At 45.8% G+C, this 14,926-nt stretch carries 12 protein-coding genes; 8 read left to right on the forward strand and 4 right to left on the reverse strand.

Annotation, left to right across the window (positions count from 1 at the left end):
• Positions 1–37: 37 nt before the first annotated feature.
• Together ACLI09_RS10390 and ACLI09_RS10395 are read left to right on the forward strand one after the other, a co-directional pair.
• Positions 38–1,051 (forward strand): hypothetical protein, encoded by a 1,014-nt coding sequence (locus ACLI09_RS10390; protein ID WP_411419554.1) that lies wholly within the window; start codon positions 38–40, stop codon positions 1,049–1,051.
• 139 nt (positions 1,052–1,190) lie between these two features.
• Complete coding sequence (locus ACLI09_RS10395) at positions 1,191–2,117, forward strand: cation diffusion facilitator family transporter (RefSeq protein ID WP_411419555.1); 927 nt, start codon at positions 1,191–1,193, stop codon at positions 2,115–2,117.
• Here ACLI09_RS10395 and ACLI09_RS10400 read toward each other — a convergent pair.
• Positions 2,089–3,090, reverse strand: a complete 1,002-nt coding sequence (locus ACLI09_RS10400) for a hypothetical protein (RefSeq protein WP_411419556.1) — start codon at positions 3,088–3,090, stop codon at positions 2,089–2,091. The two genes, ACLI09_RS10395 and ACLI09_RS10400, sit on opposite strands and share 29 nt — an antisense overlap.
• Before the next feature lie 152 nt (positions 3,091–3,242).
• Positions 3,243–4,118: an ACP S-malonyltransferase gene (fabD, locus tag ACLI09_RS10405; RefSeq protein ID WP_411419557.1), complete on the reverse strand. Its 876-nt coding sequence runs from the start codon at positions 4,116–4,118 to the stop codon at positions 3,243–3,245.
• Positions 4,119–4,384: 266 nt separating this feature from the next.
• On the opposite strand from fabD, the gene map reads away from it, so the two are divergent.
• The 6 genes from map to pruA all read left to right on the forward strand — a co-directional run bounded on the left by map (position 4,385) and on the right by pruA (position 10,875).
• Positions 4,385–5,203 carry a type I methionyl aminopeptidase gene (map, locus tag ACLI09_RS10410; protein WP_411419558.1) on the forward strand — a complete coding sequence of 273 codons (819 nt, stop codon included), beginning with the start codon at positions 4,385–4,387 and terminating at the stop codon, positions 5,201–5,203.
• A 157-nt stretch (positions 5,204–5,360) separates the two neighbouring features.
• Positions 5,361–5,756, forward strand: coding sequence for a GxxExxY protein (locus ACLI09_RS10415; protein WP_411419559.1), 396 nt, complete (start codon positions 5,361–5,363; stop codon positions 5,754–5,756).
• A gap of 103 nt (positions 5,757–5,859) precedes the next feature.
• On the forward strand, positions 5,860–6,627 hold the full coding sequence (locus ACLI09_RS10420) for a class I SAM-dependent methyltransferase (protein WP_411419560.1): 768 nt from the start codon (positions 5,860–5,862) through the stop codon (positions 6,625–6,627).
• Positions 6,628–6,712: 85 nt separating this feature from the next.
• On the forward strand, positions 6,713–7,969 hold the full coding sequence (locus tag ACLI09_RS10425; protein WP_411419561.1) for a DUF5103 domain-containing protein: 1,257 nt from the start codon (positions 6,713–6,715) through the stop codon (positions 7,967–7,969).
• A 113-nt stretch (positions 7,970–8,082) separates the two neighbouring features.
• Positions 8,083–8,469, forward strand: a complete 387-nt coding sequence (apaG, locus tag ACLI09_RS10430) for a Co2+/Mg2+ efflux protein ApaG (RefSeq protein WP_411419562.1) — start codon at positions 8,083–8,085, stop codon at positions 8,467–8,469.
• Between the two features lie 780 nt (positions 8,470–9,249).
• Complete coding sequence (gene pruA, locus ACLI09_RS10435) at positions 9,250–10,875, forward strand: L-glutamate gamma-semialdehyde dehydrogenase (protein ID WP_411419563.1); 1,626 nt, start codon at positions 9,250–9,252, stop codon at positions 10,873–10,875.
• Between the two features lie 339 nt (positions 10,876–11,214).
• Here the strand turns inward: pruA and gldA are convergent, their stop codons facing one another.
• Both gldA and ACLI09_RS10445 read right to left on the reverse strand, forming a co-directional pair.
• The gene (gldA, locus tag ACLI09_RS10440; RefSeq protein WP_411419564.1) at positions 11,215–12,120 is read right to left on the reverse strand and encodes a gliding motility-associated ABC transporter ATP-binding subunit GldA; all 906 of its coding nucleotides are present in this window, start codon (positions 12,118–12,120) and stop codon (positions 11,215–11,217) included.
• 42 nt (positions 12,121–12,162) lie between these two features.
• On the reverse strand, positions 12,163–14,916 hold the full coding sequence (locus ACLI09_RS10445; RefSeq protein ID WP_411419565.1) for a carboxypeptidase regulatory-like domain-containing protein: 2,754 nt from the start codon (positions 14,914–14,916) through the stop codon (positions 12,163–12,165).
• Between the last annotated feature and the right edge of the window lie 10 nt (positions 14,917–14,926).

The following is a 14,926-nucleotide window of genomic DNA, read 5'->3' on the forward strand; positions in this document are numbered from 1 at the left end:
GAAATCATCAATTACATAATAATTTAAATCAAAAAACATGAAAACAGTTACTTTTTATGTAGTGGCATTGCTATGCCTTGTTACTACTGCCATGAATGCCCAAAGCTTTGAAGAACGGGCCACCGCAATATCAAAAAATATTGAAAAAATAACCCAGGAAGAAAAAGACGCGCTAAAAGCCGAAGTAGATGCCGTAAACACCCAGCTTGAAAAAGGTGAAATAACCGCTGAACAGGCCGAGGCTCAAAAAAAGGAACTTGCTGAAAAACGGGCCAAAAATATTGAAGAACGCGTGGCCTTTGAAGAAGATGCCCTTGCCCAGCTGGTAAAAGATAAAGTAGACGGCAAGATTACAGAAGAAACCAGATACCTTAAATTTAACTTCAGTAATAAAAAAGACACCATTAGAAACAAAACAGGCTACCGCCGCACTACCAGCCAGTTTGTTTACGCACTTGGTGTTAACCGTATGGTGAAAGACGGGGTTGCTGCCGAAGGCTTTAAATGGAGGAGCGATTTTTATGAAGTAGGCCTTACCTGGAATACCCGCATGGCAAAAAATAACAACCTGCTGCATGCCAAATACGGGCTTTCGCTGCAATACAACAACCTGCGCCCTGATAACAACCAGATTTTTGTAAAAGAGGGCGGGCAGACTGTACTTGCACCGTCGGGGCGTGACCTTGATGTAGCGCGCCTTAGGTATGTAAACCTTGTGGTACCGGCCCACCTGGAGTTTGATTTTACTAAAAAGAAAGTGGATGGCGAGAAGGTTTCGTTTCCCACACACAAAAGTGTTCGCGTAGGATTGGGCGGTTATGCCGGTGTAAATGTAAAAGAAAAACAGATTATTAAATATGGCGACGGCAACGAAACCAAGAGCAAAACCAAAGGCGATTTTAATGTAAGCGACTTTGTATATGGTGTAAGCGCTTATGTGGCTTACGGTGAAGTAGGTATTTATGCCAAATACGATTTACAGCCTGTATTTAATAATAATGAAATTGATTATAATAATTTCAGTCTTGGCATGAGATTTGATTTCAATTAAGAGTTAAGGGTTAGTTTTGTACTTTTTTATGAAAAGGCGTTCCCAGGGTGAGAGGGAGCGCCTTTTTGCTTTAATAATACGTTAAGCTTCTGCGCGGCTTTTTCAAATTTCGTACTTTTAAAAGATAAAAGTTACACCAATGCCTCACCACCATTCGCATGCCCACCACGGGCACGACCATAGCCACAATGTTTCGGCAAAAAACATCAAGGCCGCATTCTTCCTCAACCTGGGTTTTACTATACTCGAAATAATCGGTGGCTTTTATGTTAACAGTGTTTCCATACTGTCTGACGCGCTGCACGATATGGGCGACAGCCTCTCGCTGGGGCTTTCTTGGTACCTGCACAACAAATCGAAACAGGGGGCCGATGCTAAGTTTACCTTTGGCTACAGCCGGTTCAGCCTGCTGGGTGCGCTTATAAACAGTGTTATACTCGTAGTGGGTTCGTGCTTTGTGGTATACGAGGCCATTACGCGCCTCATGCATCCGGAACCCGCCGATGCACGGGGAATGCTGTACTTTGCCCTGCTGGGTATGGCGGTAAACGGCTACGCGGCTTTTCGCCTCAGCGGCGGAAAATCGCTTAACGAGCGCGTGGTAAGCTGGCACCTTATTGAGGATGTACTGGGCTGGGTAGCGGTGTTTATCGTATCTATAGTAATGATGTTTACCGATGCCCCTTGGCTCGACCCTGCACTTTCGCTCGCCATCACGCTGTTTATCTTGTATAACGTAATAGGCCGCCTTAAAGAAGTGATGGTAATACTACTACAAGGCGCACCATCTGACATTGATGCCGATGAAGTAAAAGAAGCCATACTCAAATTGCCTTATGTTACCGGCATGCACCATGTAAACATCTGGTCGCTGGAGGGGGAACACCACGTGTATACCGCACACATACGCACCAAAGGTGTAGATACTTTTGCAGAACTGGTAGCCGTAAAACGCAGCGTAAAGGAAGTGATGAAAAAATACCCGTTCAGCTATTATACGATAGAGGTAGAGGTTGAAGGCGAGGAGTGCGAACTGGCTAATCAAACAAATGAAGGTCAGGCGTAAACTCACGGTTTAGGGGTATCCTGAAAATAAACTCAATGCTTATGGTGTGCTGGTATTGCCATTGTCCTTTCGGGAAAACGCTGTAAACGGTAGGGTTATAGGTAGCGCCAAACGAAAAGAAATTTAGCAACTGGTGGTGCAGGCCCAGGCTGGGGCCAAAGGCGTGGCTGTCTTTTTTAGATGGGCGCGGTGCAATGGGGTCTTCGCCATAATCAGGGCTCACGCGCTTCCAGGTATAAATACTATAATTAAGACCGTAACTCAGCGTACTGCGTGCCACAATGTAGTTATCACTCAGGGTAAAGCTGCGGGAGCGCATTGCTTCATAATCGCCGTCTATATCTACCGGGGCGGGTACCGGGGCAAGGAAATCGATAGCCACGGCAGCGGTAAATTTCACAAATTTCCGGGGTTTATAAAAGTATTCGGTACCTACTTCAAAGCCAAAAAAGCCACCGCCTTTTTTAGTACCCAAATTGCGGGGCTGCATATAAAACATGTTCCCGTAGGGCACGCCCACAATAATGTTCCACTGCCCTTTTTCGCCATAATATTTTTTGCCAAAATATTCTTTATACGGATTGAATACCGAGGGTTTGTATACCGATGTGGTATCGTCAATAGTAAGGTCGCGCCCGTAATAAAAGCGCTTTTGGGAAAACATATCAATGCCGTATAGTATAGGACAAAACTCGAGCAACGAAGCATTGGCATAAAAAAACGTGGGTGACATTCCCGGTTCAATCACCGCCTGCTTAGTAATGCTGTCGCTTATTACGGTAATGGGCAGGTCATGTTTACTGCGTTTTACTTTCACGGAAGCGGGCAGGGTATAGGTACTGTCGTTAACGGTAACCTTCATGTTTTGCTTAGCGCCGGTAAGGTTTACAGTATATTCTTTTTTATTGAATACGGTAGCGCACGATGCTAAGCTCAGCAACACTGGGAACAGCAATACGGCTTTCAGGTTCATGGTGGTTTATTAGAGGTTGTTTATCTATAGATGCAGAAAAGCTGAAAGGTTGCTTTGTAAGCAATTTGGTAACACAAAAAAATCCCCACTGTTTATATCGGTGGGGATTTGTTGTTAACTGCGACTGAACACTGATCACTGAATACTTACCACTATCCCTGCGCCGTTTCTACTTCTTTGTTTATCTTTTTTACAAGGCCCTGCAGTACGTTGCCGGGACCTACTTCGGTAAACAACGCTGCGCCGTCGGCAATCATGTTCTGTACACTTTGTGTCCATTTCACCGGGGCGGTAAGTTGTATGATAAGGTTTTTTTTGATCTCTTCGGCATCGGTAACGGCTGTGGCAGGCACATTTTGGTATACCGGGCAAACGGGATTTGTAAACTTAGTAGCCTCAATAGCGGCGGCAAGCTCCTCGCGGGCGGGCTCCATCATCGGGCTGTGGAAGGCACCTCCTACAGGCAGTATCAGCGCACGCTTGGCACCGGCGGCTTTAAGGGCTTCGCACGCAGCCTCAACGGCACTTGTTTCTCCGCTTATAACCAGCTGGCCGGGGCAGTTATAGTTGGCCGCCACCACTATGCCGTCTATGCTTTCGCATACGTCTTCCACAATTTTATCTTCAAGGCCTAAAACAGCAGCCATGGTGCTTGGGGTAATTTCGCAGGCCTTTTGCATGGCAAGCGCACGCTGGCTCACCAGTTTAAGTCCGTCTTCAAAGGTAAGCGAACCTGCCGAAACAAGCGCGCTGAACTCGCCCAGCGAGTGGCCGGCAACCATATCGGGCGTAAAGCTGTCGCCTAATGTCTTAGCCCTAATAACCGAATGTAAAAACACGGCAGGCTGCGTAACCCGGGTTTCTTTAAGCTGCTCGGGCGTACCCTCAAACATCACATCGGTAATGCGGAAACCCAATATATCATTGGCTTTTTCAAAAAGTTCCTTTGCTTCATGCGAGCTTTCATAAAGGTCTTTACCCATTCCGGTAAACTGGGCGCCCTGGCCCGGAAATACGTATGCTTTCATTGTTTTTGTCTGTTTTTCAGGCCGTGCGTGTTAGGCACAGCCGGTTTGTGGGTGCAAAAATACATTTTTTCTGTTAATGGTTTTTGCCACAACCCGAGCAAAAGCGAATTGGCGTAGCAATTACGTGAATTGCACCAATTCAGTTGAAACCTATTATATAAATTCTATAAATTAGCGAAATTCGTGGCCGATTTAATCCTTGCATTCACAACAGATTAAATATTCCGACGGAAAGTTGTACTTTTACGGGCTGAAAATTTTATGCGATGATTATCCCTAAAACACGAGAAGAAATAGAGCTGATGCGCGAAAGCGCCCTTATTGTTTCTAAAACCCTGGGCATGCTTGCCACCGAAATAAAACCGGGTGTTACTACCCTGCACCTTGATAAAATAGCGGAAGAGTTTATTCGCGACCATGGCGCCGTTCCCGGATTTAAAGGGCTGTACGGCTGCCCCAGCACGCTGCTTACCAGCGTAAACGAGCAGGTGGTACATGGCCTGCCCACACAACGCCCCATTGAGGAAGGTGATATCGTGTCGGTGGACTGCGGCGCGCTGAAAAACGACTTTTACGGCGACCATGCCTATACCTTTGAGGTGGGCGAAATAGCCCCTGCGACTAAAAAGCTGCTTGATATTACTAAGGAATCGTTATACGTAGGCATCCGCGAATTTAAGGCGGGTAACCGCGTAGAGGATGTGGGCAGCGCCATACAGCGCTTTACCGAAGCCCAGGGCTATGGTGTAGTGCGCGAACTTGTGGGCCACGGCCTTGGCCGCAAGATGCACGAAGAGCCTAATATGCCGAATTACGGCAAGCGCGGCCGCGGAAAACTGTTTGTAGAAGGTATGGTAGTTGCTATAGAGCCCATGATTAACATGGGTACCAAAAATGTGCGTACCCTTAAAGACGGCTGGACTATTGTTACCCGTGATAATCAGCCCAGTGCCCACTTTGAGCACAATGTGGCCCTGGTAGACGGCAAGCCGGAATTGCTGAGTACGTTTGCGTATGTGTATAAAGCGCTGGGTATTGTGAGTACTGAAGAGGATGAGTTTAGGCAGGTAGCGCTGACGGTATAATTTTTATATATCTGTGGTTTGTACCGCAGAGATACACTGAGCAAGAGCAGAGATACACTGAGTTTTTTTGAGATAATAACCTTCGGTTAGAGATAACAGAGGAGGTAGGCTGAGCAACTGAGTACTAAGCAGGAGGTCATAAAAAATGATATTGAGTATGGAAACAAACCAATTGACTCATAAAATTATTGGTGCTGCGATTGAGGTGCATCGAAATCTTGGACCTGGCTTACTTGAGTCAGCGTATAGGGATTGCCTGCATTATGAACTTAGTCAAATTGGCTTATATACTGAACGTGAAAAGATATTGCCGCTAACTTACAAAGGCATTACCCTTAATCAGGGATACAGGCTTGATTTGATAGTTGAAAACAAAGTTGTTATTGAACTCAAAACCGTTGAAGAACTTACCGATGTGCACCATGCACAAGTAATAACATATCTTAAGTTAGGTGACTATCCCTTAGGCTTATTAATAAACTTTCATTCAAAAATTTTAAAGAATGGTATAAGGCGGGTTATTTTCAGCAGCTCGGCGAACTCTTACCTTTAGGTGATAATCTATAATTCTCTCTGCATCTTTGCGATTGCTCTGCGTATCTCTGTGCTACAACGGAAAAACCCTTAAATTTGGGTTACAATCCCCAAAATAAACCATGAAAAAGATATTTAAACTCATACTCAACACCATACCCCGCCCACTACTCATTCGCCTGAGCTATGTAGTGCGCCCGGTGCTGGCCTTTGCCCTTAAGGGAAACACCTATACCGACCCTATAGACGGGCGCGGCTTTAAGAACTTTTTACCTTATGGCTACGGGCACCAGCGCAATAACGTGCTGTCGCCCAGTACGCTTTCGCTGGAAAGGCACAGGCTATTGTGGCTGTACCTGAAAAACGAAACCGACTTTTTTACCGCGCCGCACAAGGTACTGCACTTTGCCCCGGAGCAGGCGTTTTATAAATTATTCAGGGGGATGAAGAACCTGGATTACACTACGACCGACCTTTATTCGCCCTTGGCGGATGTAAAGGCTGATATTTGTAACCTGCCATTTAAAGATAATGAATACGACGTAATACTCTGCAACCATGTGCTGGAACACATACCTGATGATACAAAAGCCATGCAGGAACTGTACCGCGTGCTAAAGCCGGGCGGTATGGCGATACTGCAAATTCCGCAGGACTTATCAAGGGAGGCTACCTTTGAGGATGATAGTATTACCGACCCGAAAGAGCGTGCCCGCATCTTTGGCCAGTATGATCACGTGAGGGTGTATGGCCGGGATTATTTCGACAAACTTCGCAGCATAGGGTTCCGCGTAGTGGAAGAAGATTATACCAAAACCCTCGCCCCGCAGGATGTAGAACGCTATTGCCTGGCAAAGGGAGAGATAATACCCGTTTGCTTTAAAGACTAAGGCATTGTTTTTGTTTGGCTTAAAGCCGTGCTCAATCATACTATTTTTAGTATCTTTACGTTTTTTACGACTAAAACAAACAAAAATGATGCAGCCTTTTAAACGGCTTGTTGCCCTTGCTATAGTCCTTTTTACTACAGTGGTTAGTGCCCAGGAAGTGCAGCCCCCTTATAATATTAAAACCATTTCGTTTTTGCAGAACAACGAAAACGTACTGCCGTATTTCAGGCTTAACGAGAGTTTTACCCTGGCGTTTGACGACCTGTATGGCAACGAGGCAAACTACTATTATACCATACAGCACTGCAATTACAACTGGACGCCCAGCACCCAACTAACGGTAAACGACTACCTTCAGGGCTTTGATAACCAGCGTATTCAAACATACAATAACTCATTTAACACCCTGCAGATATACAGCCGCTATATACTGAGTTTCCCTAATAAATTTACACGGATACTGCTTACCGGCAATTATATCATCAGTATATTAAACGAAGACCGCGAGGTGGTTTTTACCCGCCGCATAATCATTTACCAGGAAGACGTAGCCGTTCCCATACAGGTAAAGCGCTCGCGCGATATGGCAACCATACAGCAAAAGCATAACCTTGATTTTGCCATTAAAACCAATAGTATACAGTGGCAGAGCCCGTTACAAAATGTAAAGGTGGCGCTGTTTCAAAACGGGCGTTTTGACAATGCCATTTATAATGTAAAGCCGCAGTATACCATAGGTAACGACCTGATATACAAGTACAATACCGAAACACAGTTTTGGGCGGGTAATGAATACTGGTACTTTGACAACAAGGATATCCGCAACGCGGTTAATAACGTAGCGCGCATTACAGCGGGCGAAATTTACAACACAATACTGTATACTAACGATGCCCGGGCCAGCAAGCCTTATACCTACTATCCTGATATTAATGGTAACTTCCTCACGCAGAACATACAGCTTAGCGTTACCGACCCCAGCCTGGAGTCAGATTACAGCTGGGTATTCTTTAAGCTGAGCGCCCCCGCCTTTTTTGATAAAAAGCCTATATATGTGGGCGGTATGTTTAATAACTATGCCAAGACCGATGAGTATAAACTGGAGTATAACGAAAAAACAAATACTTACGAAAAGGCGATAATGGTTAAGCAGGGTTTTACTAACTATATGTATATCACCACTAATAAGGATGGTTCGCCCGACCCGGAAAATGATGTGGACGGCAATTTTTACCAAACCGAAAACCAGTATGATATATTTGTTTATTACCGCCAGAACAACGAGCGCTACGACCGCGTTATAGGCCGCGGCACCGCTAATTCTGAAAACATTATTAACTAAGGCACAAAGAGTTAAAATTAGCATGGCGTTAATTTAATGTTGCAGCTATAGCAATCAATTGCTTTAATTTGTATTTTTGTAACGGAATAAACCACGCAGAAAGATTTTTCTTTATGGTATCACAAATAACAAGGGGCATAAAAATATCGGTATCTACTAGTTTTGAAGGCACATACTTTAAAAACTACAGGATACAATTTGCCTTTAGTTATGAAATAACTATAGAAAACCAAAGCAAAGATTCCGTACAGCTCAACACCCGCCACTGGGAAATCTATGACTCCCTGAATGACCTTGAAATTGTTGATGGTGAGGGTGTTATAGGCAAAAAGCCGGTGCTTAAACCGGGCGAAAAACACACCTACAGCAGCGGCTGCCTGCTCTCATCGCCGTTTGGGGCCATGAGGGGTTACTTCAGTATGGTAAATTTTACCACCACCCGAACCTTTAAGGTTATCGTGCCTACATTCAGGCTCAGCGCTCCTTTTGCATTGAACTAATATTTTTTTTGCAAAGTTTCACAAAGGATTTTTTTTAACAAAAATCACTTTTACAGATTTGCATAATCAGGACATCCAAAAAAGTTATCAACAGGCAACGTTCTTCACAAAACAGGTTTTTATATTACACATTTGGTTATAAAATATTCAACAAAAGTGGTGAATCGTGCGTAATGCTATTTTTAGTGTCCATTGAAAATCAGCATATTAAAGAAAACGTCTTACACAGGTGGTATAAAATTTTTCAACAGCCTTAAAATGTGGTTTAACTGAATGGGCGGCTTCAGTACCGGGAGCGGATATTTTGATTATGAGAAACTTTTGTGGTATTTTTTTCGCAAAGTTCCGCAAAGGAGACACAAGGTTTCGCAAAGTTATTTTTGCTCAACTTTATATTTTTATTCGAATATTGAAGTAAGACAACCTGCTGCCTTACTAACACCATCGACAAAAATATTTTATCCTGAAATCTATTTATAAACTGTAGCACAGAGATACACAGAGTTTTTTATTTGAGATTGCACTTGCAGCGCGAGCGCACGGAGCTGTGCGTAAAGATGTGCACGACTGTACATACCGACAACCCACTCTGTGTACTCAACCGTAGGTGTAACCTCTTCTTCTCCGCGAATCTCTGTGCTTGCTCTGTGTATCTCTGCGGTACCTTCAATAAAAGATATAGCCGCAACATAGTCCTTTAGATGAGGTTGGGATGAGGCTTCCAAAATTCTTCGTATCTTTGCACCGCTTTAATAATTTAATCCTTTAAACAACTACAACATGCCAAAAGGAATTTATAATGTACCTGCCGCCATTAACGAACCCGTAAAAAGCTATGCCCCCGGAAGCAAAGAAAGGGAGCGGGTTTTAACCGTTTTTAAGGAGTTGTATAACAGTAGCGTAGATGTGCCGAACTATATAGGCGCTGAAGAAATACGCACAGGGAATACCAAAACCATACACCCGCCGTTTGACCACAAAAAAACGGTAGGCACCTACCACGAAGCAGAGAAACAACATATAAAGCAGGCCATTGCCGCCGCGCTTGATGCCCGTACCAAATGGGCCGCCCTGAGCTGGGAGCACCGTGCCGCTATTTTCCTTAAGGCAGCCGATTTGCTTGCAGGGCCGTACCGTGCTAAGATAAACGCTGCTACCATGATAGCCCAGGCCAAGACGGTACACCAGGCCGAGATTGATGCCGCGTGTGAGTTTATCGACTTCCTGAGGTTTAACGTACAGTTCATGCAGCAGATATATGCCGAGCAGCCTATCTCTTCTGAAGGAATATGGAACCGCCTGGAATACCGCCCTTTAGAAGGCTTTATATATGCCATTACCCCGTTTAACTTTACCGCCATATCCGGCAACCTGCCTGCCGCCCCGGCCCTTATGGGTAACGTGGTGGTATGGAAACCCAGCGCCAGCCAGGTGTATAGCGCACAGGTAATTATGGAGGTATTTAAGCTTGCGGGCCTTCCGGCAGGTGTAATAAACATGGTGCACGGCGACCCGGTCATGATTACTGATACCTTAGTGTCAAGCCCTGATTTTGCGGGGATTCATTACACAGGCTCTACGCAGGTGTTTAACGACTTGTGGAGTAAAATAGGCCAGAACGTGCCTAAATATAAGACCTACCCGCGCATAGTGGGCGAAACCGGCGGTAAAGATTTTGTGGTTGCGCACCCGTCAGCTGTCCCGGCTGAGGTAGCTACCGCGCTAAGCCGTGGCGCGTTTGAATACCAGGGGCAGAAATGTTCGGCGGCCTCAAGGGCGTATATCCCGCAAAGCATCTGGCCGGAAGTAAAAGAACTGCTGCAAAAAGATATCGCTTCCTTTAAAATGGGTTCGCCGGAAGATACCACTAACTTCATTTCTGCCGTGATACATGAAGGCTCATTTGACAAGCTGGCCAGGTATATTGACGCTGCCAAGGCTTCGGCGGATGCCGAAATTATTGCAGGTGGCGGTTATGATAAATCAGTGGGCTGGTTTATAGAGCCTACGGTTATTGTAACAACTAATCCGCAGTACGAAACCCTTACTACCGAGCTGTTTGGCCCTGTACTTACCGTATACGTGTATGAAGATGCGCAGTGGGCCGAAACGCTAAAACTGGTAGATGCAACCTCGCCGTATGCCCTTACGGGTGCTATATTCAGCCAGGACCGCTACGCGGTTGAAGAAGCCACAAAGGCGCTGGAGAACGCTGCCGGCAACTTCTATATTAACGATAAGCCTACGGGCGCGGTGGTGGGGCAGCAGCCTTTTGGCGGCGCGCGTGCCAGCGGCACTAACGATAAGGCAGGCTCAGTACTTAACCTGTACCGCTGGGTATCGCCCCGCACCATTAAAGAAACCTTTGTTCCGCCTACAGATTACAGGTACCCGTTTTTAGGGTAATTGATTTGGAAGATAATATATAAAAGCCTGTTGATTGATTGCAACAGGCTTTTTTGTTTGTCAGGGAAAATGGAACGCGGATGACGCGCACTTGCAGATTTATTATGATTTTCGCCTAATCTTTTGATTACGGATAAAGCTATTCCCCTCCTGAGGGGCGCGCCGCAGGCGGGCTGGTTTCTTCAGGCCAATATGAATTTATTAGCAAGTGTGCTGAATAAAAATCAACACTTTTCGTCATCGTTTTTTTCAGGCACGGCAATCCCCGGGTCTTCGCCCTTCTCCTTGTCTTTGTCTATTTCTTCTACCCACCAGGGCAATGGCACTCCGCACATAGGCTTACTTCTTTTTGGTCATTTCCCTGAAAACGGTTTCCAGGTTTTTGTTTTTAAGCGAAAGCTGCAATGTTTTCAGGCTGTTGGCCTGCGCAAAGTCAAATACGGCGGGGCGCATATCGGTACCTGAGGTAAAGGTAAGTTCCCAAATGTTGCCTTTGGTGTTCCTGGCATCGGTTAATGAGGGTAGTTGTTGCAGCGTTTCCATTGACACCGCCTTGTCAAACTCCACCTCAATAACCTGCTCTACTTTAGTATCCTTAACCAGGTTCTTGAGTTTTTTATCGGTAACAATCCTGCCGTGGTCAATAATAATCACGCGGTCGCAAATGGCCTCTACCTCCTGCATGATGTGCGTGCTTAGGAACACCGTTTTATCGCTGCCTATGTTTTTTATCAGGTCGCGTATCTCTACCAGTTGGTTAGGGTCAAGGCCGGTAGTAGGTTCGTCAAGTATCAGCACCTCCGGGTCGTGCAGCAGGGCGGTAGCAATGCCCACGCGCTGGCGGTAACCTTTGCTTAGCGCGCCTATTTTTTTGTGGGCTTCGGGCGTAAGGCCGGTAAGGTTTATAACCTCTTCTATGCGGTTCTTATTTACCTTATAAACATCGGCGTTAAAGGCAAGGTATTCGCGCACATACAGGTCCAGGTACAGCGGGTTATGCTCCGGCAGGTAGCCTACAGCTTTTTGCACCTCCTTTTGGTCGGCGGCTACATCGCTGCCGTTTACCGATGCAGTACCGGTATCGGCATTAAGGTACGTGGTAAGTATTTTCATGAGCGTAGACTTTCCGGCGCCGTTCGGCCCCAGGAAACCTACTATTTCCCCTTTGTTTATTGAAAATGAAACGGCATCAAGCGCTTTCTGCCCGCCGTAACTCTTACTGATTTCCTTAACTTCGATAGACATGCCTGTATGTTTTGCACAAAAGTACTAAGAAAACATCAAACACTACATTATATTGTACTTAACCGAGAGCAATAAATAGCGGGGCTGCACCGTATAGCGCGATGTGCTGGTGCTAAACTGGTTAAAGCTGTCATCATTAAGCGATGTAGTGTTGAGCAGGTTAGTGCCCGTAGCCTTAAACTCCCATTTTTTGCCGGTGGTTAGGTACATGATGCCCGCGTTTAAAAAGTCGTACTCATTATCGCTGGTGCGGGCATCGTTATAGTAATGGTTATAGGTATAGTCTGCCGTAAGGGTAATGTTTTTGAATAGCAAATAATCAAAACGGGCATACGGGCTATGGGTAAAAAATTTGTTGCCCGCATAGTCGTTTACGCTAAGCGAATAGCCCACCTCAAGGTTGGGCCAGGTTTTATAGGTAGTGCTAAAGCTGCCCCTGTAGCTTTGTGTAACCTGCTCGTTTACCTGGCGCATGGCGTTTGCCATGGTTACCTCCTCATCAACATTAGCGTCTGCGCGAAAGTTGTTAAACCTGCTCCACCCCACACTGGCATTGGCCGAAGCCTTGTAAAAGCGGGCAAAGCTGCGTGTGTAGCCCGCCGAGGCGGAGAATACCTCATCGGCAAAGTTTGAGTTTTCTACCGTGCTTACCTGGTTGATGCCGCTAAAGGCTGCAAGGTTTTTTACATCGTTTTCCCGGTGGCTGTAATTAAGGTTGGCAAACAGCTGGGTAAAGTTGAACATATTGTATTTAAAATAGTTCAGGTTATGGCTTTGGTACAGCGCGTTCTCTAAATTCCGGTTACCTCTGAATAGTGAATTATAATTGTTCAGCACCAGGCCACGGGCAAATTTTGCAATATCGGTAAACTCAGTGGTCATGGTATAGGTGTATTGCAGGCGTCCTGATTTCTTTATCTGGTATACGGCATACACATCGGGCAGCACACGGTAAAAATCGTTATTTACAGTGGTGCCCAGCTGCTCGTTATAAATGTTGTAGCTGTGGAGGCTCACCCCGGGGTTAAAGGTAAATTTACCCGTAATAAATTTATAATGCGCTGCCAGGAACACATCATTAAAGCTGTATGCCACGTTGTTTTTTGTATTGGCATCAAGGTTATCAACCGTGCCGCTGTCAAGTATCTGGAAGATGGACGAGTTAAACCGTTGGTACGAATAGGTGTCGCCCAGGGTAAAATTGATGTTCGATTTTGGTGTAAGCATATAATACCAGTCTGCTTTGGCATCAGCCTTATTGGTGGTTACAAAACGCTCCTGGTTAATGTTGTACTGAATGGCATCGGCTAGGCCCAGGTTGAGCGAGCCATCGCCCGTGCCGCTGTCGGGGAAGGGATTGTTATCCAGTACCGCGTTATAAAAAGGGTCTTCTTCCTGGTATAAGTGCTGCGCCTCTATCGAAAACACATTCTTATCATCCATGGTATAATACAGGTTTGCATTCTGGGTAATGGAAAACGGGCTCTGGTCTTTACTGGTATAAATATTCTGGCTCTGCCCGGCCTCGGGTGTAACCACGCTTACTATATCAGTATCCTCGCCCTGTTTTGATGTTTTTATAAAAGCGTCATAATCAAACTGTAGGTTGCTGTCTGGTTTATAGCTCGAACTTAATTTCAGCAGGCTGAAATCACTCCGTTGCAGCGACTTCTGGTCGGTAGCCTGGGTGGTTTGTGCTTCGCCGGTTAAGGGGTCAAGCACGGTATTGCGGCTGCGGGTTTCCATTTCGGTACGGCTGGAATTGATTATAGCAAAACCGCTCAGGGCCCAGGTTTTGGTGGGGTTATAGCTAAAGTTTGCCGCGCCGAATTTCGTCTCGATATTCTTGGCCCGGTTATTCCGAAGGGTGGAAATACCCAAATCGTTAGTGCTCACGTTAAAATTAGTACCGCCTTTTTTCATCAGGCTGCGGAAACCACCCGTCATTTTAAAATAGTCCTGCATGGTAAGGGGCAGCTCGCCGTTGTTGTTAAAGTTGCCTATCATGTTAAGGCTGTATGTAGGGCTGTAATAAAACAGCTTCGGGTTTACAAGGTAGCGCGTGCCATCGCCCGTGCCGGCACCTGCGGTAAGGTCGCCAAACCAAAAATTCTTTTTGCCCTCCTTCAGCTTAATGTTCATGGCTACGTTTTCCTCATTGTTTACCAGGCCTTTCAGCTGGTTTACCTCGTTATAATTGCGCAGCACTTCTACCTTATCCAGGGCATCGGCCGGTATGTTTTTTACGCCCAGCTTGGTATCGCCGTCAAAAAAGTCCTTGCCCTCTACCATAAGCTTAGTTACGGTTTTGCCTTCTACGGTTACGTTACCATCATCATCTACATCTACGCCGGGCAGCTTTTTAAGCACATCGCCCAGCTTGCGCTCGGTACCGTTAGTAAACGAGTCGCTGTCGTATACAATGGTATCGCCCTTAATGGTAACCGGCATTTCATGCACTATTTCCAGTTCCTTAAGGTTAACGCCTTCTTTCAGGGTGATGTTCTTAACCACATTTAACGTGCCCGTGGTAAGGTTTTCCTCATAGGCGTTAAAGCCTATGTAGCTCGCCTTAATGCCATAAGTGGTATTTGCGGTAAGGTTCAGCACAAAGTGGCCTTTCTCATCGGTAATGGCATAGCTTTCCATGGCATTGGTAGTTTTGTTAACCGCCATAATATTAGCCATTTCCAGCGCTATGCCGGTACTGTCTTTAATCGTGCCTTCAAGCTTTATGTTTTGCGAATAGCCCGCGGCTGAGCAAAGGAGCAGCAGCCCCAGTAAAAATTTATTCATGGGATAGGTG

The organism is Flavobacterium sp. RHBU_24, from assembly GCF_046613695.1.
Classification (GTDB): domain Bacteria; phylum Bacteroidota; class Bacteroidia; order Flavobacteriales; family Flavobacteriaceae; genus Flavobacterium.